This window comes from Arthrobacter sp. TJ-266 (assembly GCF_058269115.1).
Genome location: NZ_JBZCNC010000003.1, coordinates 140,298 through 162,137, shown reverse-complemented (window position 1 = coordinate 162,137; position 21,840 = coordinate 140,298). Strand labels below are relative to the sequence as shown.

16 protein-coding genes are annotated in these 21,840 nt (G+C 71.2%); 5 read left to right on the top strand and 11 right to left on the bottom strand.

Annotated features, from left to right (window positions below):
- Positions 1–41 precede the first annotated feature (41 nt).
- From AC4D12_RS09390 to AC4D12_RS09360, 7 genes are all read right to left on the bottom strand, one after another.
- The gene (locus AC4D12_RS09390) at positions 42–1,169 is read right to left on the bottom strand and encodes a phosphotransferase (protein ID WP_490949660.1); all 1,128 of its coding nucleotides are present in this window, start codon (positions 1,167–1,169) and stop codon (positions 42–44) included.
- Positions 1,169–2,416 (bottom strand): phosphotransferase family protein, encoded by a 1,248-nt coding sequence (locus AC4D12_RS09385; RefSeq protein ID WP_490949659.1) that lies wholly within the window; start codon positions 2,414–2,416, stop codon positions 1,169–1,171. Before AC4D12_RS09385 ends, AC4D12_RS09390 begins: the two co-directional genes overlap by 1 nt.
- Positions 2,416–4,383, bottom strand: a complete 1,968-nt coding sequence (locus tag AC4D12_RS09380) for an ABC transporter ATP-binding protein (protein WP_490949658.1) — start codon at positions 4,381–4,383, stop codon at positions 2,416–2,418. The genes AC4D12_RS09385 and AC4D12_RS09380 overlap by 1 nt, the downstream gene beginning before the upstream one ends.
- On the bottom strand, positions 4,380–5,507 hold the full coding sequence (locus AC4D12_RS09375; protein ID WP_490949657.1) for a glycosyltransferase family 4 protein: 1,128 nt from the start codon (positions 5,505–5,507) through the stop codon (positions 4,380–4,382). Before AC4D12_RS09375 ends, AC4D12_RS09380 begins: the two co-directional genes overlap by 4 nt.
- On the bottom strand, positions 5,504–6,772 hold the full coding sequence (locus AC4D12_RS09370) for a glycosyltransferase (protein ID WP_490949656.1): 1,269 nt from the start codon (positions 6,770–6,772) through the stop codon (positions 5,504–5,506). The genes AC4D12_RS09375 and AC4D12_RS09370 overlap by 4 nt, the downstream gene beginning before the upstream one ends.
- Complete coding sequence (locus AC4D12_RS09365; protein WP_490949655.1) at positions 6,759–7,961, bottom strand: glycosyltransferase family protein; 1,203 nt, start codon at positions 7,959–7,961, stop codon at positions 6,759–6,761. Before AC4D12_RS09365 ends, AC4D12_RS09370 begins: the two co-directional genes overlap by 14 nt.
- A gap of 115 nt (positions 7,962–8,076) precedes the next feature.
- The gene (locus AC4D12_RS09360; protein ID WP_490949654.1) at positions 8,077–8,721 is read right to left on the bottom strand and encodes a nucleoside/nucleotide kinase family protein; all 645 of its coding nucleotides are present in this window, start codon (positions 8,719–8,721) and stop codon (positions 8,077–8,079) included.
- 255 nt (positions 8,722–8,976) lie between these two features.
- Here AC4D12_RS09360 and AC4D12_RS09355 point away from each other — a divergent pair, with 255 nt between their 5' ends.
- From AC4D12_RS09355 to AC4D12_RS09335, 5 genes are all read left to right on the top strand, one after another.
- The gene (locus tag AC4D12_RS09355) at positions 8,977–11,463 is read left to right on the top strand and encodes a sensor domain-containing protein (protein WP_490949653.1); all 2,487 of its coding nucleotides are present in this window, start codon (positions 8,977–8,979) and stop codon (positions 11,461–11,463) included.
- A 489-nt stretch (positions 11,464–11,952) separates the two neighbouring features.
- Entirely contained in the window at positions 11,953–13,413 is a 1,461-nt protein-coding gene (locus tag AC4D12_RS09350) for a hypothetical protein (protein ID WP_490949652.1), read from the top strand.
- Between the two features lie 59 nt (positions 13,414–13,472).
- Positions 13,473–15,167 carry a GT4 family glycosyltransferase PelF gene (pelF, locus tag AC4D12_RS09345; RefSeq protein ID WP_490949651.1) on the top strand — a complete coding sequence of 565 codons (1,695 nt, stop codon included), beginning with the start codon at positions 13,473–13,475 and terminating at the stop codon, positions 15,165–15,167.
- A complete protein-coding gene (locus AC4D12_RS09340) occupies positions 15,164–16,258 on the top strand; it encodes a putative glycoside hydrolase (protein ID WP_490949650.1) in 1,095 nt (364 codons plus the stop codon). Before pelF ends, AC4D12_RS09340 begins: the two co-directional genes overlap by 4 nt.
- A 150-nt stretch (positions 16,259–16,408) precedes the next feature.
- Complete coding sequence (locus AC4D12_RS09335; RefSeq protein ID WP_490949649.1) at positions 16,409–17,827, top strand: hypothetical protein; 1,419 nt, start codon at positions 16,409–16,411, stop codon at positions 17,825–17,827.
- A 19-nt stretch (positions 17,828–17,846) separates the two neighbouring features.
- On the opposite strand, the gene AC4D12_RS09330 is transcribed toward AC4D12_RS09335, so the two are convergent.
- From AC4D12_RS09330 to AC4D12_RS09315, 4 genes are all read right to left on the bottom strand, one after another.
- Entirely contained in the window at positions 17,847–18,845 is a 999-nt protein-coding gene (locus tag AC4D12_RS09330; protein ID WP_490949648.1) for an acyl-CoA thioesterase, read from the bottom strand.
- Positions 18,846–18,864: 19 nt separating this feature from the next.
- Positions 18,865–19,248 (bottom strand): DUF1801 domain-containing protein, encoded by a 384-nt coding sequence (locus AC4D12_RS09325; RefSeq protein ID WP_490949647.1) that lies wholly within the window; start codon positions 19,246–19,248, stop codon positions 18,865–18,867.
- Positions 19,249–19,287: 39 nt separating this feature from the next.
- Positions 19,288–20,337 carry an alcohol dehydrogenase catalytic domain-containing protein gene (locus tag AC4D12_RS09320; RefSeq protein WP_490949646.1) on the bottom strand — a complete coding sequence of 350 codons (1,050 nt, stop codon included), beginning with the start codon at positions 20,335–20,337 and terminating at the stop codon, positions 19,288–19,290.
- Between the two features lie 207 nt (positions 20,338–20,544).
- Positions 20,545–21,762: an MFS transporter gene (locus AC4D12_RS09315; RefSeq protein WP_490949645.1), complete on the bottom strand. Its 1,218-nt coding sequence runs from the start codon at positions 21,760–21,762 to the stop codon at positions 20,545–20,547.
- Positions 21,763–21,840 lie beyond the last annotated feature (78 nt).

The following is a 21,840-nucleotide window of genomic DNA, read 5'->3' as shown; positions in this document are numbered from 1 at the left end:
GTGGGGGGATCGCGCGGCGCGGGGACCGGCCGGGGTGCGCATCAGACGGAACGCACCCAGTCGAGAGCGAGCTCCTGCCAGCGCGGCCGGAACGCGTACACGCACGCGAGGCGCAGGCGGGTGGACTGCGCGTAGGCGGCGAGCCGGTCGAGGGGCACGGCGAGCTGTTCCGCGACGGCCAGGATGGCCTCCTCGCCGACTCCGCGCGACGACGCCCCGAGGAGTCCCTGCGCCTCCCGGAACTCCAGGTGCACCAGCAGGTTCGCGAGGTCGAGGGCCGGTTCGGCGAGAGCCAGGGTGTCGCAGTCGATCAACCCCACGGCGCTCGGCGAACCCGCCTGCGCGCGCCGCACGAACAGCTGCTTGTCGTGGAGATCGCGATGGGCGAGCCCGGCGCGCTGCGGTGTTCCGCCGAGGAGGGCGGCCCGCGCGCGAGCGGCCGCCGTTTCCAGCAGGGAGGGCTCGACGGGCAGGGCTGCGAACGTCAGGCACCGGGTGACCCACGCGTCCAGGGTGCGCGCCTCGTCCCCCGGCCCGTAGGAGGGGACGGCGGCGGTGCCCTCGGCGACGGCCCGGTCCGACGCCCTGACGAAGGCGGGCCAGCGGTCCGCCCAGGAATCCCATGCCTCCTCGACGGCGCCGCAGTGGTGGGCGGAGCCGGCGGGGTCCGCGGGGTCGGCGGGGCCTGCGGTGTCCTCGCGGGCGTCGGCGACGTCGTCGGCCGCTGCTGCGCGTCCCGCATCGTGCAGGCTGATGCCCTCCACCACCGAGAGCGTAAGGGTGCCGCCGTCGAGCCCGAGCACGGTCGGTACGGCGATGCCCGCGGGGCCGGCGAGACCCGCGGCGATGCGGTGCCGATCCGCGACGTCGGCTGCCTTCCGCTGCGGCAGCACCTTGAGGAAGGCCCCGTTCGCACGGATCACGGCGCGTTTCCGGTAGCGGTGCACCAGCAGTTCGCCGGCGCCGGCGGCCGTCGGCAGGTCGGGCAGCGAGGGGTCCTCGGCGTAGCGGGACACCCGTACCCGGCCGTCGGTGCCGAGCATCCCGGCGCGGAGGTGGCCGGCGGCATCGACGGATTCGAGGGTGAGGCGGCCGTCGTCGTGCGGCCAGGCGCGCCGGACGGTCAGGATGCGGCCGTCGGGGTCCTCGACGGTGAGGGGCAGGTGCATCAGCGGGGCCCGCCGTCGAGGACCTGCTCCACCTGGTCGAGACGCGCCACCATGCCGTCGCGCCAGCCGGGCGAGCAGCTCCGGAACGGCTCGTCGAGGCGGTCGAGCAGGTGTGCCGCCACCCAGGCCGGGAGGTCGCCGCCCCGCAGGTCCCCGCCCGCAGCCGCGTAGCCCTCGAGGAAGGCCCCCCGTGGTGCGTGACCGCCGGTCTGCAGCAGGTCGGCGGCCACGAAGCCGCCCACGTCGAGGCCGGGAGGCGCCGTGGTGGCGCGGTCGAAATCCGCGAGGAGCACGCTCCCGTCTGCGCCCACGAGGACCTGGTCCGCGGAGAAATCACCGTGGGACAGCACGGGGTGGGAGCCGCCGTCGAGCCGGCGGACGAGCGTCGCGAGCAGTGCGTCCAGGCGCTCCGCGTGGGCGGGAAGGAGCCGCCTGTTCCGCTCGACGACGGAGATCAGCTTGCGTGCCGCGTCATGCCGGGCGGTCCCGAGGGGTGCGGCGATCGCGAGGGGCTGCGCGTGCAGCGCGGCGAGCGCCGCGCCGGCCGCCCCGGCGGTGCGTGCGGCATCCGGTCCGCGACCGCCGAGCTCCTGGAGGTCGCCCACCCCGAACCACGGGTAGTAGCGCAGGCCCTCGCGGCGGGGAGCGTCCTGCGGGAAGGCGCGCTGCAGCACGGGAACGCCGCGCGCCACGAGATCCGCGAGGAGCGTGCTCTCGACGGTGCTCCCCGCTGCCTCGGAGCCGTAGGTGCCGGCCTTACAGACCACCGTGCCGAGGGAGGTGCCCAGGCGGAACACCACGCGGCGGTGGGGGTTGTAGTTCAGCACCGCGCCGTCCGCGAACTCGACACGACGGGCGGTGTCGCCGTGGTCCCCGGAGCCGGGCCGGAAGCCCCGCAGTACGTGGTGGAGCTTGAGGTCCACGCCGATGGGTCCGATGACCAGGGTGGACCCTCCGGACACCTCCACGGTCTCGAGGTGGTAGCCGGACGCCGCGGCGCGCTTGAATGTCTTGTCGAGCTTCGCCGCGTGCCCCGCCGCATAAACGGCCAGCCAGCGCGGAGCCGGTTGCGGCGCGTCGCGCGTCTCCGGCATGCTGCGCAGACGCGCGACGGCGGACACCCCGCGTTTGTGCCGCACCCTGTCAGCGGACACGGGACGTCCGAGCAGCTCGGACAGGTGGGCCGGGTCGAAGACGGCGGAGAGGGCCGGCAGCGCCGGGTCCACGACGTCCGTCACGGCGGGCATCAGGCGCCCGCCGCGCTGCGTGCGGGTCCCGAGCGGGCGGGATCAGCGGGCGGCTCGGCAGCACCGCGGGAACGAGCGGGTGCGGCGTCGCCCGGAGAGCCCGAGGACGAGGCGGGCCCGGGGAGCGCGCCCCCGGCGACGCCGTCCGCCTCCGCGGCCCACGCGCCGTACACCGGGTGCACGCGGATCTCCTCCGGCGGCCCCTCGAACCGGACCTCGCCGTCCTCGAGCCACACGATCCAGTCGTGCGTGAGGGCCAGGGCCGGCTCGTGCGTGATGGTGATCGTGGTGCGGTGGCGCGAGAGGACGTCGAGGCCCTTCAGTACCTCGGCCCGCGACTCCTTGTCGAGCCCCGTGGTCACCTCGTCGAGGATCACCATCGGGGCGTCCCGCAGCAGGGCCCGGGCTATCGCGATGCGCTGGCGCTGCCCGCCCGAGAGCGTGCCGCCGCGCTCGCCCACTACGGTCCCGTACCCCTCGGGGAAAGCTGAGACGAAGGCGTGCACGTTGGCCAGGCGGGCCGCGTACTCCACCTCGTCGTCCGTGGCGTCCATGCGCCCGTAACGGATGTTCTCGCGGATGGTGCCCGTGAACAGGACGGCGTCCTGGAGCACCAGGCTCACCTGCGAGCGCAGGGATCCGAGCGTGACGTCGCGGAGATTCCGCCCGTCCAGGTGCACGCTTCCTCCCACCGGGTCCATCATGCGCACCGCGAGGGACACGAGGGTGGACTTGCCCGAGCCGGACGGTCCCACGACGGCGGTGCGCCGGCGCCCCATGAAGGTCAGGTCGACGTTCTTCAACACGGTCTTGTCCGCGGTGTACGCGGCAGTCACACCGCGCAGCTCGAGGTCACCCCACACGCGCCCGAGTGGCTTCGCCCCGGGGGAGTCCTTGATGTCGATACCTTCGTCGAGCAGATCCGCGACGCGCTCGCCGGAGGCGGTTGCCCGCGCAATGCGTCCGGTGTACTTGGCGAGATCGCGGAGGGGCTTCATGGCCGTCTTCAGGTACATGAGGAACAGCACGAGGTCCCCGGGGGTCATGGCGCCCTGCACCACGCGCCAACCGCCGCCGGCGAGGACGACGGCGGTCGCGATACCCACGATCACGTCGGTGCGACGCTCGAGGGCGGCGGCCAGGCGGCGTGCGAGGACGCCGTCCTTCAGGGTCTTCTCGTTGCTGCTGTCGAACTGGCGTGCGAGAGTCTGCTCGAGGCCGTAGGTCTGCACCACGCGGATGGCCCCGAGGCTCTCCTGGGCCGTGTTGGCGAGCGCTCCCTCGCCCTTGCGGGTGCGGCGGGCGGCCACGGTGATCTTGCCGGTGCTGAGGCGTGAGAGCAGGAGGAACGCCGCGGCGGCGGCGATGACGACGACGGCGAGCAGCGGATCGAGCCAGAACATGACGCCGCCCATGGCCAGCAGGGTGATGCAGTTGGCGATCAGCGGCAGGCCGGCGCTGACGGCCACCTCCTGGAGCTTCCCGACGTCCCCCACGAGCCGCTGCACCGTATCGCCGGTGCGCGCCCGGGAGTGGTAGCCGATCGAGAGCGCCTGCACGTGATTGAACACGCGTGCCCGGAGATCGGTGGCCACGCGCGAGCCGGCGAGGGCGAAGGCGACGGTGGCGAGGAAGTTGAAGAGCGCGCGGAAACCGATGATCGCGATCAGCGCCACGCCGCAGACGATCAGCAGACCCGGGGTGGCAGCCGCTGCGCCGCCTGAGAAGTCGGCGCCGAGGCTCCGGGTCACGGCGTCCACCACGAACTTCACGGGCCACGGCTCGAGCACGCGGAACGCGACTTCCAGCAGGAGCGCTGCGACGCCCCCGGCCATGAGGGTGCGGTGCGGCCCGAGGTGCGGCCGGACCATGCGGAGGGTCCGGCGGAGCGGCGAGCCGGGCTGCCCGGACGGGCGTGCGCCGTCGGACGCGCTCGTGGTCTTCGCGGTCGATGCGCCCCGCCTCACGGCGTACCGTCCACGATCGCGCCGAGCGCGGCGTCCCAGCTGTGGTTCTCCGCCATGAGGCGACCGGCACAGGACATGGCCTGCCGGGCGATCGGCGCGGACGCCAGTCCGGTCAGCGCGCCGGCCAGTGCTGTAGGGTCGGAGGGCTCGACGAGGAGCCCCGTGACGCCGTGGTCGATGATGGCCGGGATCTGCCCCACGGCCGACGCCACCACCGGCAGCCCGGCGGCGCAGTACTCGTAGATCTTCAGGGGCGAGAAGTACTGGTCCTCCTCGCGGGCGGTGCCGGGGTACGGGGCGGCGGCGATGGCGCAGCCGGCGAGCATGCCCGGCATGTCCTCGGGAGCCACGGCGCCGGTGAACTCGACGTCCACCCCGAGTGACGCCGCGAGGCTCCGCAGGGATGCGGCCTCGGGGCCGTCGCCCACGATCCGCAGGTCCCAGGACCCGTCGGAGAGCGCTCTCGCGCGGATCAGGTCGCTCACGCCGTGCCACGGTTTCAGGGTGCCGACGAAGACGACGACGGGCGTGCCGTCCGCCTCCGGCGAGGGGACGATCCGCTGCAGGTTGACGCCGTTCGGCACCGTGCGGACGGCCTCGCGTGAGCCCGAGGGGGCGTGGCCGGCCACCCAGGCGCTGACCGGCTCGGACACGCACGCCACCGTCGTCGCCGCCTGCAGCTGGACCTTCAGGGCCTGGAGCGCCGCCTCCTCGTCGTGGAGCACGCGGTGCGTACGCTGCTCGTCGATCAGGGGTGCGTTGACCTCGAGGTAGCCCGGCACGGAGAGCGCCGTGGTGATGCGGGCCAGTGCGTCGCTGAACAGCGAGTAGCGCTCGTAGACCGCGGTGACGCCATCGTGCACGGCCTGGGCGGCCAGTGCCGCCGCGGCCTCCGCCTGCGCCCGCTCGCGCTGGGCGCCGGTGCCCTTCGGGATGGGATGGGTGACCACGCGCACCCCCGCGAGGTCGCCCGGCACGGCGTCGCCGGCGCGCGTGCAGTAGATCGTGACGTCCGCGCCGCGCGCGAGCCAGCTGCGCACGATCTCCTGGACGTGGACCGAGGCGCCCTTCGTGCCGAAGACGGGGATCCCCGGATCCACGCAGACGTAGGCGATGTGCGTCATGACGCCACCTCCAGTCGGGGTGCCACGGCGGCGTGGGGATCCTGCAGGTGGAGCAGGCGCCGCGCCTGCACGGTGGCGTCGAAGTGCTCCTCGATGAGGCGGCGCGCGGCCCGCGCCATCGACGTGAGATCGCTCGCGGCGCAGTGGGCGAGGGCCTCCACGAGATCGGCCGTGCTGCCGGCGCGCGTGAGGATGCCCGTGGCCGGACCGTCCGCGGCGCCGAGGAGCTCCGGGATGCCCGTGACGTCGCTGGCGATGCACGGCACGCCCGTGGCCATCGCCTCGAGGAGCACGGTGGGCAGCCCGTCCATGTTGCCGTCCGCGGCCACCACGCACGGAGCCACGAAGACGTCCGCCCAGCGCAGCAGCTCCACCACCTCGGCCTGCGTCCGTGGTCCGAGGAGGGTGACGTCCTGTTCGAGGCCCAGCGCGTGCACCAGCCCGAGGAGCTCCTCGTACAGGGGCCCGCCGCCGGCGATCCGCACGTCGAGCGCCACGCCGTCGGCCTTCAGCTGCGCGGCCGCCGTGAGCAGCAGCGGGAAGCCCTTCTTCTCCACGAGCCGGCCCACCGCGCAGACGCGGAGCACGTCAGCGCGCCGCGCCGGATCGCGGTAGGGGAAGCGTGCGAGTTCCAGCCCGTTGTAGACGCGGTGCACGGGAAGGTCCGCGCCGCCGGCGAGGCGCTGCAGGAAGCGCTCGTTGAAGTCGCTGACCGTGACCACGTGGTGCGCGCGGCGCATCAGGTCCAGGAGCACGGTGGTGTCCACCTCCTCGTGGAAGATGTCCTTGGCGTGTGCCGTGAAGGAGAACGGGATGTCCGCGAGGTCGCTGGCGATGGCCGTGACGCGCGCGGACATGGTGCCGAAATGCGCGTGGGCGTGCGTGATGCCCTGGCGCACGAACTCGGCGGCCAGGGCAACCCCCTGATGGACTTCCACCGGGTCCATGGGCAGCAGGTCCGGAAGGGCCCGCACGAGACGTTCCGTGAACCCGGGAACGACGGCGTGGCCCTCGCCGAGGAGGCCCCACGCCTCGAGGATCTTGCCCGGCTTGGGGACGTAGGTGACGCCGGCGCGCACCCTCGCGAGCTCCGGGTGGAAGCGCGGGTCCACGGGCGGTCGCAGCGAGAAGAGGCGGAGGTCCTCGCCCTGCGCCTCCCGCGCCAGGATCTCGGTGACGATGAACGTCTCGGAGAAGCGCGGGTACATCTTCAGCACGTACGCCGTGCGGGCGTCGAGCCTCGGGTCACGCTCAGCCTGCAACACGGGCGGACCCCCACTGCTCGCTCGGCACGTCGGTGGCGAGAAGATCGGCCGCGAGAGGTGCCACGGCCGCGAGGCCCGCGAGGTCGACGCCGGAGCGGTCCACCCGGGTGCTCGCCGCGTGCCGGAACCAACCGGCGATCACCTCGGGGGAGAGGCGGTCCGGATGGCACACGTCCACGATCTCGTGGCGGGCGAGGGCCTCGGCGCGGATCAGTTGTTCCAGGCGCGGTTCGATGCGCGGCACCACGAGGGCCGGGGTGCTGGTGGACATGATCTCGCTCACCGAGTTGTAGCCGCCCATCGAGATGATGGCCGCCGCGCCCTCGATCTCGGCGAGGGCGTCGCGCACCTTCGCCACGACCCGCGTACCGGGCCGGGCGGCACGCTCCACGAGGCGGCGGTGCTCCTTCGGCATCTGCGGGCCGGTGATCACCAGGTGCTCGTAGCCCGCGGGCATCTCGGCCTTCGCCGCGGCGAGCACGAGGGCCAGTCCGTCCGAGCCACCGCCGGCCATCGTCAGGAGGTAGGGCTTCGTGACGGGCGTGGAGGGTGCACCCGAGACCCGGCCCGCGGCGAGGTAGCCGGTGTAGCGGATGAGCGGGGCCAGTGCCTTCGGGATCTCCCCGGTCTGCAGGGGGTCGTGGATGGCAGGGTCCCCGTACACCCAGAGCTGGTCGAAGGCGGCTGCGACGGCGCCCAGGTCGCCGAGCTTCTTCCACTCCTGCTTCACCACGTGCGGGCTGTCCAGCACCTCGCGCAGGCCGAGCACCACCTTGCAGGACGGGCGGTCGCGGCGGAGGTTCCCGAGGGCCTGCTGGAGTTCGCCGTCCACCCCGAAGGCGTGCCGGTCCACCACCACCAGATGCGGCCGGAAGTGGGCGAGCACCGCGTCGATCATGTCGGTCCGCAGGCTGATGAGGCTGTCCTGGCCGATCGAGAGGTGGCGGGGCCGGTAGCCGCCGTCGCCCTTGCGGATGCCGGGGAGCACCACCCAGTCCCAGCCGTTCGGGACCTCGAAGCGCGTGGCGGAGGACTCGCCCGTGACGAGGAGGCCCGTGACCTTCCGGCCCGCCGGCTGACCCGCGGAGAGGGCGTGCGCGAGGGCGAGGTTGCGGCGCGTATGCCCGAGTCCCTGGGAATCATGGGAGTAGAGGACCACTCTGAGTTCTGCGGGCTGTGAGCGTGCCATCGGTGTTCGCCTTCTTGCCTGTGGGACGGGGAAATGGTGTTCCCCTATTCAGACAGCGCTCCATGAGCCGAAGGTGAGGGCCGCATGAGAAGGTTCTCATCCGGCGTACCGCACGTCAGGTGAGGTGCCAGCCGGAGAGGTCGAGGTGCCGGTCCGCCCGCTGCCGCGTGGCGCCGATGAGTTCCGCGTTCGGCTCGTCGACGCGCTGCACCCATGCCTCGGCGGCCTCGGGCGTCTTGCCGAACAGCACGTGCCGCGCCACGAGCCGTTTCCGCCGCTCGGCGGGGTCCACGTCCACGAACCACACCTCGTCGAGCAGTGCCGCCGCGTCCCTCCACCCCGGGGCCTCGAGCAGGAGGTAGTTGCCCTCCGTGACGAGCAGGGACGACGACGGCGGCACCGGCAGCGCGCCGGCGAGCGGCTGTTCGAGGTCCCGCTCGAAGGCCGGCACGTACACCGTTTCCGCCGGGCGGGCACGGAGCCGCGCGAGGAGGGCCGCGTAGCCGTGGGCGTCGAAGGTCTCCGGAGCGCCCTTCCGGTCCAGCAGTCCCAGCCCGCGGAGGGCCTGGTCGGCCAGGTGGAAGCCGTCCATCGGGACGATCGCGTGCTCGGCCGGATCGAGGGCCGCGATCGCCGTTGCCACGGTGGACTTACCGGCGCCGGGTGCACCCACGATGCCCAGCATCACGCGTCCACCGTCGACGGCGCGGGGCAGGAGCGCGCGGAGGTCCTCCGCGTCCGTCACCACCACGGATGCCATGCATGATCTCCCGTTCGTCCTGTCCGCCCCTCATCATGCCCCGTCCGTGCGGCGTGCGCGCGGCAGAAAAGGTATCACCGGGAAATTTTCCCCCACGCAGGTCGACGCAGGAATATCCTTCGCCTACGGGGGCGGAGGACCGGCCTCGTGGCGCAGGAGGGTGCAAGCCCTCCGCACGGCGGTGATGCAGGGGCGGCGGTGTAGCGACAGCTGGTGTGCCCTGCCGCTGCCCGGACGGGTAGGGAGCCGCACCAGATGACAAGCGAGACCGACGACATGACGGACGGCCGACCGGGTGCGGACCTGACGGCGGGCGGACTGTCGCTGTTCGAAGCAGTCGTGGTGCACGCCAACGACGTCGTGCTCGTCACCGAGGCCGAGCCGATCGACGCGGAGGACGGTGGGCCTCGGGTCATCTACGTGAATCCGGCGTTCACGAGAATGACGGGGTACGAACCGCACGAGATCGTGGGCCGCACCCCCCGGCTCATGCAGTCCCCGGACACGGACCGCGCCGAGCTCGACCGCCTACGCGCGGCGCTCGAGACCTGGGCTCCCGTGGAGGTGGAACTTCTCAACGTCCGCAAGGACGGCGTCGAGTTCTGGGTCCAGCTCAACATCACCCCGCTGAGGAACGACGACGGCATCTTCACCCACTGGATCGCGATCCAGCGAGACATCACGGTGCGGCGGCACCGCGAGATCGCGCTGCGCTCGATGCTCGACAGCACGTCCGACCTGCTGCTGGTGATCGACGACGCCGGCTGTGTCACCGCGGTCAGTGCGGCCTCCGAGCGCGTCCTCGGCCACGACCCCGAAGCGCTCCGCGGATCGGACTTCACCGCGCTCGTGCACCCGGACGAGCGCGGCGCCGTGCGGGAGCTCCTGCGCGACACCGAGCACCGATGCCTCGGCGCGCGGGCAGCGGTGACGGCGCGCGTGAGTGCGGCCGACGGTACCTGGCGGTGGCTGGAACTCACGGCCGTCGACCTCGAAGGACTCGCCGCCGGGAGCATCGGCGTCGCCTGCGCCGACGTGACGGAGCACCGCCGGGTCCAGGCGGCGCTCGAGGAGGTCAACGGCCGCTTCCGGAGCGCGTTCGACGACGCCCCGATCGGCATGGCCATCACGGATCTGTCCGGCGGCTTCATCCAGGTCAACGCCGCGCTCTCCGATCTCCTCGGGCACCCCGCGGCGGAGTTGCTCACCCTCTGCGTGCAGGACGTGACGCACCCCGACGACACCCAGCACGCGGAGCGCCACCGCCTCGCCCTGACGCACGGCGACCACGACAGGCTGCGTCACGAGACGCGCTTCCTCCACGCCGACGGCTCGGTGGTGGGGATCCTCCACTCCTCGTCCGTGGTCCGGGACGCCGAGGGCCGGCCGACCCTGCTCATCGACCACATCGAGAACATCACCGAACGCCAGGTCCTCGAATCGAGGCTGCAGCACCAGGCGCTCCACGACCCGCTGACGGGGCTGCCCAACAGGGCGCTCTTCATGGACCGGCTGAACCGTGCGCTCAGCGCCGACCGCACGGACGGCGGGCACGTGGCCGTCCTGTTCTGCGACATCGACCGGTTCAAGACCATCAACGACACCTACGGTCATCACATCGGCGACCTGGTGCTCACCACGGTCGCGCAGCGCGTGCAGTCGGTGCTGCGGCCCACGGACACCGTGGGCCGGCTCGGCGGTGACGAGCTCGTGATCCTCTGCGCTTCGGCGGGCCAGGAGCAGGCCGAGCAGACGGCGTCGGACCTCCGGACCGTGCTCGCCGATCCGATCATGATCAACGGGGCCTCCATCGTCGTCACGATCTCCGTGGGCATCGCGCTCTCCTCCCGCGGGCAGGTGGACGGCGAGCAGTTGCTGCGCGACAGCGACGACGCCATGTACGCGGCGAAGAACTCGGGCAAGGACCAGTACTCCGTGTACGACCAGGCCAACGCGCGGAGCAACCGCAGGCGTCTCCTCCTCGCGGCGGACCTCGCGGGCGCCATCGGGGGCGACGAGCTACGCCTGCACTTCCAGCCGCAGATCGACCTGACGACCGGCGCCACGGTGGCGCAGGAGGCCCTCGTCCGGTGGGAGCACCCTGTGCACGGTCTGCTCATGCCCGTCGAGTTCATCCCCCTGGCCGAGGACGCCGGCCTCATGCGGGAGCTCGGCCGGTGGGTGCTGGAGGAGGTCCTCGCCCTGCAGGCCGCCCGTATGGCGCCCCCTGCCCGCAGGGCGGGCGATGCCGCGGAGGCGCCCGTGATCTGGTTCAACGTCTCGGCCACCGAGCTCGACGACGGCGCGTTCGTGGCCGATGTCGAGGAGGCCCTGGGGCGCCACGGCCTCCGCGGGTCCTCGATCGGCATCGAGATCACCGAGAGCGTGCTGATGACCAACCTCTCCCGCGCGCACTCGAACCTCGCCCGGCTGCGTTCCCTCGGGGTCCAGCTCGCCATCGACGACTTCGGGACCGGCTACTCGTCGCTCTCCTACATCGGCCAGTTCCCCGTGGACACCGTGAAGATCGATGCCTCCTTCGTGGCGGGCCTGGATAGTCCGGCACGCCGCCGTGAGTCCTTCGCGGTGGTCACGGCCGTCATCAGCCTCGCCCACTCGCTCGGCCTCACCGTGATCGCCGAGGGGATCGAGTCCGAGACCCAGGCGCTCATCCTCCACGGCCTGGGCTGCGACGAGGGCCAGGGGTACCTGTACGGGAAGCCGCAGCCCTTCGGTTTCTGAGCAGGAACCGCGACACAAGGATCGACGACGTCACGACGTCACGACGGCACGTCGGCACGTCGTCCTTCCGGTCATCCGGTGATGTCCTGGCAGGTGAGGCCGAGGGTGACCTGGTTCTCACCCTGCCCTCCTATGGTCTTTGTCACATCACCTTCGAGCATCCGCCCTTCACCGTCCGCGCCATTGCGCGAAAGCGCGCGGAACGGAGGCGATCGGCCGAGTAGGGCGAGCGGGCACCCGAGTAGTCGCGTGAACGTGCGATGAACACGATCGGCTTTCGTAGGTGTCTGCTACTCGTGTGCAGGCGCGACGGCGCCCGTTAGTTTGATGACGGTCCTCGCTGGCGATACCGGCGCTGGAGCAACACTGCCCTTCCGTCGGAAACCGACTGAAGAGAGCCCACCCCTTCGCGTCAGGGTCGACGCACTCTCTCCGTCACATCTCACGCACGCCGAGGTCCTGCAAAGGCACGATCGGCCAGGGAACCCCATGACCTCGTTCGCCTCGCTCTTCCACGACTCCTTCACGCGCCACCGCGCCATCATCATCGTTCTGGCGCTGATCCTCACGGCGCTCGTCCCCTCCGCCGACTCGATCCTGCCGACCGGCTGGTCCTTCACCCTGCTGGCGCTCGGTGCGGTGCTGCTCATGGTCGGCGTCCTGCTGGCCTCGCGGCCCTGGACGTCGCGTGGAAGCGGGGAGCGCGTAGCTCAGGGCGAAGGCAGGCCCGGGGCCGGGCTCCTGCTCTATCTCTCGCCCGTCATCCTGTTGAACCTCGTGTACCCGATGGTCAGCCCTGCCATGGCGGCGGTGAACGTGGGCGGCGTGCAGCTCACGCTGATCGTGCTCGCCTCGTCGATCACCGTCCCCTGGCTCGCGCAGGCCGCGTGCCTGCCCGCCTACCGGGCCATCGGTGACCTGATGGCGGAGCGCAACATGACGGCGATCACGCGCCGGTTCTGCACCACGTGGCCTGCCATGTTCGTCCAGGCACTCCCTCTCGTGATCGTGTTCGCCGTGCCGTTGTGGCTCGCCACCCAGTGGTCCCTGACGGCGCTGGCCACCTACGCCGCACTGTGCGCACTCCACCTGCTGTTCGTGCAGTCCCTCGTGCTCGCCAATGTCGGCGACCGCAGGGGGTTGTGGGCCCTCGCGTGGCTGGCCTACGCGGTTGCACTCTTCACCGCTCCGACGCTGTGGTGGCTCCCGCCCCTGCTCGGTGCTCTCACGCAGATCGTCGCGATGGGCCGAGGGCTGGCCGCCGTCAGCTTCACCCGACGCCTCGGTGCTCGCGACTTCTCGACCGACCTCGTGCGGGGGCTCCTCCTCGGCGCCGTCCTCTGGGCCGACAAGTTCGTGCTGTTCCTCATCACGGACGGAGACTTCCAGGTGGTGGTCGTGTTCCTGGCGATGCTCCCCGCGGTGATCGCCTACAACTACTACTTCGTGAACCTCGCCCCCCGCGTGGACGCAGCCGTCGCATCGCTGCACCGCACCATCGCGGAGGACCCGCTCACCGTGTTGGCCACGCAGTCGAAGCGGCTCAGCCGCACCGTGGACCGCGCCGTCCTCAGCACCGGCGCCGTCGGCATGGTGCTCACCCTCGTCATCGCACTGCTCCTCGAGGGGCTGGCGCCCGTCAACGTCCTGCTGTCCGTCGCGGTGGGCGTGGCGTCCTGGGCCTTCATGATCCTCACGCTGCTCAGCTACGAGCTCGACTACATCGGCGAGAAGATCGTCCCGCAGCTCCTCGGTGGCGTTCACCTCGCCCTCTGCGTAGCGACCTTCCTGTGGGCCGACGCGGCGCAGAGCGCCGGCGGTGCGGCACTCGCATACTCCGCGCTCGTCGTCGCGGACCTCCTGCTGGTGGGTCTCGCGTGGTCGCTCTACAAACGCCACTGGACGCAACCGGAGTACACCCTGTTCTGGCGTCACGCCACCTCCTGGTAGCCCTGCCCCACCTGCTGCACGCCCTCACACCGCTCGACTCTCTCCGCGAAGGAAGCACCATGTACGGCTTCACATCATCGAAGGCCCGCCGAGCTGCTCTCGCGCAGACGGCCGGGCCCGTTCCGAAGGCACTCGCCGCCGCGCAGGCCCAGTACGAGGACGTCGACGTCGCGATCGTCATGGAGTCGACCTACCCGTACCTGAAGGGCGGCGTCTCGGCGGTGGTGCATGACATCGTGACCCACAATCCGGATCTCACCTACGGGATCATCCACATCACCTGGGACTCGGATGCACCCCACGAGGACCTCTACGGCATGCCGGACAACGTGGTGTGGGTGCGCCCGGTGTACCTGAGCATGCAGGAACACCGCCACGACTTCATGGCGGCCACGGCCAAGGATCTCGGGATGAGCCCCGCCGAACGCGCAGCGCTGGCCGATCGCCTGTTCGACGCCCTGTACGCGCTGTCCGAGCACCGCGAGGTGGAGCCCCTGTGGCAGCTCATCGACGAGGGCTTCAACGAGCGCACCCGTCAGTACCCGCTCTGGGCCCTGCTCGGAACGCGCGAGTTCATGGAGGCCCTCTCGGTCCGGATGCCGCAGCTGGACCTCTCGCTCGCGAACTCGTTCTGGACGCTCCGCAACTTCCTGTCGCTGGCCTTCGCGATCCTCGGGGACACCATGCCGAAGGCCCGGGTCTACCACGCGCACACCACGGGCTATGCAGCCCTCCTCGGAGCGGCGGCGGCGCGCGATCACGACACGTCCTTCCTGCTCACCGAGCACAACCTCTACGTGAGGGACACCGTCAACACCCTGCTCGATCGGAACATGGCGCTCTCCATCACCTCGGAGGACTACCGGACGTTCGACGTCACCGCGGAGCAGCGCGCGTGGATGGCCTGGTGGACCGAGATGGGCCACTTCTGCTACCCGAGCGCCTCCCTCATCACCTACCTCTACCCGACCGCGATCACCGAGGCCGCGCGCCTCGGAACGGACATCGACAAGGCCGTCGTGGTACCGAACGCCATGGTCATCGAGGAGTTCGAGGAGAAGTACCGGGCGCGGTTGGCGGCACGGGAGGTCATCGCCAGGAGCGGTGACGAGCACGTCTGGAAGCTCGTTTACATCGCTCGGCTGGTTCCGATCAAGGGGCTGCTCGACCTGCTGTCGAGCATGGACGAGCTCCGCCGCCATGGATTCCCGAACCTGCACCTGGACGTCCTCGGCCCCACGGAGCACGTGCCGGAGTACTACGAGGCGTGCCTCGCGAAGATCGATAGCCTCGGCCTGCAGGACCACGTGACGATCCACGGCACCGTGAACGTCCGCGACATGCTCGACCAGTTCGATCTCCTCGTGCTCCCGAGCTACAACGAGGGTCAGCCGATCGTGGTGCTCGAGGCCATGGCAGCCGGCATCCCCACCGTCGGCACCGAGGTCGGCGGCATGCGTCAGCTGATCGGGGACGACCTCTACACGACCGACGGACGCACGGTGGGTGCCTGCGGGGAACTCGTCGTGGCGGGCGACGTCCAGCAGATGGCCGACAGGGTGCGCGCCGTCATCGGGAACCGAGCCCTCTACGCCAGGTACGCCGAGAACGCCCGTACGCGCGTGCAGGAGTTCTTCCAGATGCACGAGATCATGTCCTCCTACAACCAGATCTACCGGACCGTCGGCGACATCGCCGACCTCCAGGAAGTCATCGTCAGCGACTTCGAGGACCTGACCCGGGCGACCTCGTGACGGGAGTGGGTGCCTGGATCAGGTACGGGGACCCGCTGCTACCCGGGCAACTCGCCTTCGCCGCCGAGCACTACCGCGCGGCGATCCTCCAGCCCTGGGAGACCGAGGCGGCGATCGAGCTCAAGCGGCTCCGCCCGGACATGACGGTGCTCTGCTACAAGTGCCTCTCCTCGGCGCGCGACTACGAGCCCGGTCCCGTCTTCAGTTCCGGCGTGTCCCACGGCGAGGCCGAGAACGCCGGCGGTCGGGGGAGGGACGGCGCCACCTGGTTCGCGACGCGCCCCGACGGCAGCCGCATCGAGTGGGAGCGGTATCCCGGGCACTGGCAGTTGCAGGTCTGGAACCCGGAGTATCAGCGGCGGTGGGTCGAGAACGTGGTCGAGGAGCTCCGTGATTCTCCGTTCGACGGCGTCATGGCCGACAACGACGTCTTCGAGGACTACTACGGCCTGCGCCCGCCCCTGAACGGTCTCGCCGACATGGCCGCGATGCGCGCTGCTCTCGGTGACCTCGTCCGCTCGGCCGGCACGGCCCTGAATGCCGAGGGGAAGATCCTCGTCCCCAACATCGCCGAGTCGCGCCGCGAGGACGGCCGGTGGGAAGAGCACGCGGCCTTCGGTGGCGGGTTCGAGGAGGTGTGGCTGGGCTGGAGCCCCGTGAACCTCTTCGACCCGGTGACCGCCGAGGCCCAGCTGCACCAGGCGAAAGGCCCTGGACTGTCGATCTTCCGCGTCCCGACCGATGGTGACGACCAGCACCCGAACGTCGCCTACGGACTCTCCGCCTTCTGGATCTTCGGCGAGGGACGAGGCGCGTACGCAGCCACCGCTCACGACGACTACAGCCGAACGCAGCACGCGCCCGAACTCGACTGGCAGCTCGGGGCGCCGCGCACCGCGCCCAAGGGCAGGAACCACGCCTGGTGGCGGGAGTTCGACGGCGGGTTCGCAGCGGTGAACTTCAACGAGGACGGCCGACGGCGCCGCAAGGTGAAGATACCAGCGGGGATGATCGACGCCGCAGGGGCGCCTGCGCCGTCGTCCGTGGTTCTGCCCCCGCACCGGGGCGTGATCTACCGCCGCGCCACCTGACGCCAAGAGGACCTGCGCCTGCGACAGTGACGCATGTGTGAGGTTCTCCTCAGGATTTACCCCATGTGCCTCCCACGGCATCCGGGTGCCGCCCTCGTGGTCCACGCTGTGGGCATGAGACCGATCGCCGCTGGGGCATCCTTCGTTTCGATGGCACTCGCTGCCGTCCTCGCCCTCTTCGCCCTCGCCGTCCCCGCGCAGGCGGCGGACCTGACGTCGAGTACCGGGCAGAAGCTGCCCGCGTACCTGCAGGGCTACCGGCAGGGCCAGCTGCTCTGCCCGGGGGCTGCGCTGACGGGCAAGGTCTCCGTCGCGATCGTGGATCCCATGATGGCGACCACGGACGCCCCGGGGGATTGCACGCTCTCCGACATGAAGGCCGCCAACCCCGGCACCACCTTCCTCGCCTACCTGAACATCGGCGCCATGCGGGACTTCGAGTCCTGGAACGGTGTGTTCCAGAACTCCTGCGCGGACACCGCGACGGCGGCGGGCCGCCAGTTCGCCGTCACCACGACCAACCCGAAGGTGGCGCGCACCGACGACGGCTTCGCCGGGTACCCGGGTTTCTCCTACCTGACCGTCGCCGATCTCTCGCCCGCCTACGCGGACGCGTGCGCGGCCACGGCCCGCACCATGCTCAGCACCGACGCCCAGCGCGGCACCACGAACGCCGCTCCCGCGCGCTTCGACGGCATCTTCCTCGACGACGCCTCGATGTCGCCGTCCCACGGCCAGGACATGGTCGACGTGGGTCAGTGGGGCCCGTGGGCGGACGACGACGCCTACGGCCGCGCGCTGATCGCCGCGGTGCAGCGCTTCGACGCCACGCTCACGCGCACCATGGGCCGGAACGTGCCCGTGGCCGTCAACCTCGGCGTGTACCCGGCGTGGAGCAACCAGGTGAACCTCGCGAAGCAGCTCGCAGCCACGAGGAGCGTGGACTTCGCGCTCCGGGAGCATGTGGTGGCCAGTGGTTCCGGGCGTCCGTTGCCCGCCGTGGACCTCGCGCAGTCCAGGGTGGCGCACCGTGCGATCACCGCGGCAGGGATGCCGGTGATGGAGCACGATTACTCCGTGCCGCTGCGCGAGTTGCCGACGACGTCCTACCGCCAGGGCACGGACATCGGGTACTCGGCGCCCTGCCTCCGCGACACGTACGGCACCAAGTTCACCGTCACCGCGTACGGCAAGATCCGCAGGACCCTCGATCACCGGATGACCCTCGGCCACCTGCTGCAGGCCCGCACCGTGGCGGCGCGCAGCATGACCGCCACGCTCTCCCAGGCCGAGCCCACCTGCCAGGACAACGCGTGGGACGACGGCTCCCACTTCGAGGACGTGACCGCCGCCTCCGTCAACGCGCTCGACACGCAGGTGAAGGCACTGACCGCCGCCGTCACGTCCGGCGCCTACGCCACCGCGGACCCCGTGGACCTCGCAGGCATCACCGCTGTGAAGCTGTCGTCGGGTGCCGTCGTCGCAGTCAACACGACCCTCGTCAACAGGACCGTCACGGTCCACGGCAAGACGCTCACCGTCCCGGCCCGGTCGGCGACGATCGGCTGACTAGGACCCGCGCTCCTCGTCAGGAGCGGCTCCCGCTCGCCGCTCGGTCCCGCAGGTGCGTGGGGAGGGTCGCCCCGGGGGCCAGGCTGCGGATGCGCATCAGCTCGCGGGCGTGCTCGTGCAGCCGGCGGTCCTCCGCGGACACCGGCTCCCATGCCGGCACCGGCACCGCGGTGCCCTCGTCGTCGCGCGCCACCATGACGGTCAGGCACGTGGTGGTCAGGTCCATCTCGCGGGACCTCGGGCTCCCGGACCGGACGTGCACCGCGACGTGCATGCCCTTGGTCCCCGTGTACACGAGGCGGGCCTCCACCTCGACGACGTCCCCGATGCGCAGTGCCTTCAGGAACCGCACCCCGCCGGAGAACACCGCCACGGTGTCGCGGCCGCACCAGCGCGTGGAGCAGACGTAGGCCGCCTCGTCGATCCAGTCCATCACCGTCCCGCCGTGCACCTTGCCGCCCCAGTTGACGTCCGTCGGCGCCGCGAGGAAGCACAGCACCGTCCGCTCGGCCGTCCCGGCATCGGTGTACTCCTGGCGGCGCATCTCCTCCACGATCCGCTTCCGCACGTCCACGCGAGCCACCGCGTGCTCGCTGTCCAGCCGCTCGGCGTCGGTGCCCGGCTCGAACGCGGGGACCGGCACGGGCCTGCCGTCCTCGCCGACCGCCACGAAGATCACGAGGCACTCGCTCCGCCTGCCGCCGTCGTCGCCCGTGACCGACCCGGACGCCACCGAACCGGAGGAGACGCGCGCCCGGATGTGCATGGAGGACGTCCCGGTGTGGATGATCGTGGCCTCCACCTCCACGAGATCGCCGACCATCACGGGGTCCGCGAAGTGGATGTTGCCCACGTAGGCGGTGACGCAGTAGGTCTTGGCCCACCCCACGGCGGCGGCGTAGGCGGCCTTGTCCACCCATTCGAGCACCGTTCCCGCGTCCACCGTGCCGCTGTGGCCGAGATCCGTGGGGGAGGCGAGGAAGCGGAGGGTCACGGTGTTCGGCGCGGGGCTCATGGCGTCCATTGTTCCCGCCTCAGGCCTGGAACCAGGCGAGCAGCAGCGCGTCGAGACGCGCCTGGCGCGCCCGGGCGTCCGCCAGATCGGTGAAGGTGACGGTGCCGCGGTCGGCGGTGATCTTCCGCAGCAGTCCCGAGGGGTCGGCGAAGGTGAAGGAGTCGACGTCGTCGCGCGTCCGCGCGCCCCGGTGGAGGACGAGGTGCACGCCGTCCGTGGCGCGGAGGTTGAACGTCACGCGGTCCTCGCCCTCGTGCACGTAGCTCGGTGCGCTCCACTTCACGTGCTCCTCGATCACGAGCGGCAGCGCCAGGATGGACGTGCGGACGAACATCAGGGCGTCCCGGAGCGGGTGATCCGAGCGCTCGAGGAGGGTGTCGACGGCGGGCGAGGGTTCGTTCATGCCCCAGTATCCCCACGCGGCGCCCGCCACCGGTAGGTGTCAGCCGGCGGGGGCGAAGTCGATCACCGTGACGCCGCCCACCGTGCGGTCGTCCGCCATGGCGAGCATGGCCGCGGGCACCTCCTCGAGCGGGATCCGCCGCTCCACGAGGTCCTGCGGCCGCAACCGCCCCTCCGACACCAGGTCCATGAGCCCCGGGTAGTCCCGGGCCGGCATGCCGTGGCTGCCGAGGATCGAGAGCTCCCTGCCGATCACGGCGCCCATGGGGATCACGGGTTCCGCGGGGAACAGTCCTATCTGGACGTGCCGCCCGCGGGGCCGGAGGGCGAGGATCCCGACGGCGGCGGTCTCCTCCCGACCGAGGGCGTCGACGGACACATGGAAGCCTCCGGCAACCGCCGCGCCGAGTGCGGCCAGGACGTCCGAGCGGGACAGCCCGGCGGAGTCGATCGTGGTGGACGCGCCCACACGCGCGGCGCGCGCCAGGGCGTCGCCGTCGATGTCCACCGCGGTGACTTCCGCGCCCAGCGCCACGCCGATCATCACGGCGCTCAGGCCCACGCCGCCGCATCCCACCACCACGAGGTGTTCGCCGGCCTGCAGCCGGGCGTGGTGCACGAGCCCGCGGTAGGACGTCGCGAAGCGGCACCCGAGCAGGGCGGCGGCTCCGGCGTCGAGGGACGCGGGGACGGGGATCAGGTTGGTGTCGGCGTCGTGCAGCGCCACCTGATCGGCGAACGAGCCCCAGTGCGTGAACCCGGGCTGCGTCTGATTCCGGCACACCTGGCCGTTGCCGGAGAGGCATTCCGGGCAGCGGCCGCACGCGCAGACGAAGGGTGTGGTGACGCGGTCACCGACCGCGAAGCGCTGCACGCCGTCGCCCACGGCCGCCACGGTGCCCACGAGTTCGTGGCCGGGTACGTGCGGGAGGGAGATGCCGTCGTCGTGCCCGAGCCAGCCGTGCACGTCGCTGCGGCAGAGGCCCGTGGCCTCCACGCGGACGACGACGCCGCCCGGCGGGGCCGTGGGCTCCGGCACCTCACGGAGTTCGGCGAGGGCGGAGAACTGGTCGAAGCAGACGGCGCGCATCGCCCCATTCTGCCCCGCAGTGGGAGATGCGATGACCGCCACGTGCGGCCGGACGCCGGTGCCCTCCGGTCCGTGATGGAGCGGGGGTCACCGGCAGTGTTCAGCAGAGATCGCCGTCCCGGCCGAGTGACCTCCCGCGCGGTCAGGCGTCTGAGGACGACTGTCAGCCTGAATACGGAATTTCTTCCTCACGCGCCCGCAGGCTGGTCAGCCCGCGTGCAGCCTGTGGCGTTCCCGACGGTCGGAGACCGTATCCGTGGCGAGGCTCAGGCCCAGCCCGAGTGCCACCAGGGCGACCATGACGACCGGCAGGACCTCGAGGCCCACGCCCTCCAGCAGCAGGCCTCCGAGGAGGGCGCCGCCGCCGATCCCGATGTTGAACGCCGTCGTCTGGAGAGCGGCGGAGAGGTCGCGCAGGCGGAACGAGGCCGTACGCAGCATGCGTGTCTGCAGCAGCGCCGGGATGCCGCCGAAGGCAGCTCCCCAGACGATCACGGCGGCGAGCACCACGGCCCGGTTGCCGGTGGCCAGGGCCAGCACGAGGACGGCGGCCATGACCACGAGAACCACGCCGACGAACGCCTTCCGTGGGAAGCGGTCGGCGGCGTACCCAGCCCCGAAGAGTCCGATGATGCCGGCCCCGCCGTAGAGGAACAGGACGAGTGCCACGGAGCCCGGCTCGAACGTGGAGACCTCGGTCAGCCAGGGTGCGATGTACGTGTAGAACGCGTTCTGCCCGGTCAGGAGGATGAGGATCACGGTGCAGAGCAGCATGACGGCCTTGAAGCTCGGGTCGCGTCGCAGGGGCACGCGCACCTCTCCGGCAGCGCGCTCCACGCGGTGGTTGACGGGCGGCAGGAACTTGATGATCACGACGGCGAGCAGCGCCACCACGACGCCGATGACGGCGAAGGCGGTGCGCCACCCGAGAGTGGTGCCGAGCGCGGTACCGACCGGGACGCCGGCCACGAAGGCGGCCGTGCCACCGCCCGCGGTGATGGCGACCGCCCTGCCGAGCTGGTGCGGCGGTACGAGGTGGGCGGCGTACGCGGCGACCACGGCCCAGAACAGGCCGTGCGCGAGGCCGCCGAGGATGCGCGCGCCCACCAGCACCCCGTAGGACGGCGCCAGGGCCGCGAGGACATTGGCCACGGCGATGACCGCGAGCACGATGACGATGAGCCGCTTGCGCGACACCCGCTGGGTGATGGCGGCCAGGGGAGTGGTGGCGACCACGACGGTGCCGGCGAACACGGTCACGAGATAGCCGGCCGTGGAGATGCTCACGTCGAGGTCGCGTGCCATGGCGGGCAAAAGGCCCGTGGGCAGGAACTCGCTCGTCACGGTGACGAAGATGGCACCGGCGAGGGAGAGCAGGCCCAGATAGGGGAAGGGAGCGGTGGTGGTCAGCTGCGGAGAGGTCACAGGCACGGGGAACCGATCATCGGGTGGGGTGGGCATCGTCCCGGCGGCGCCGTCGAACGCCGGGAGCAGGCTGTCGCC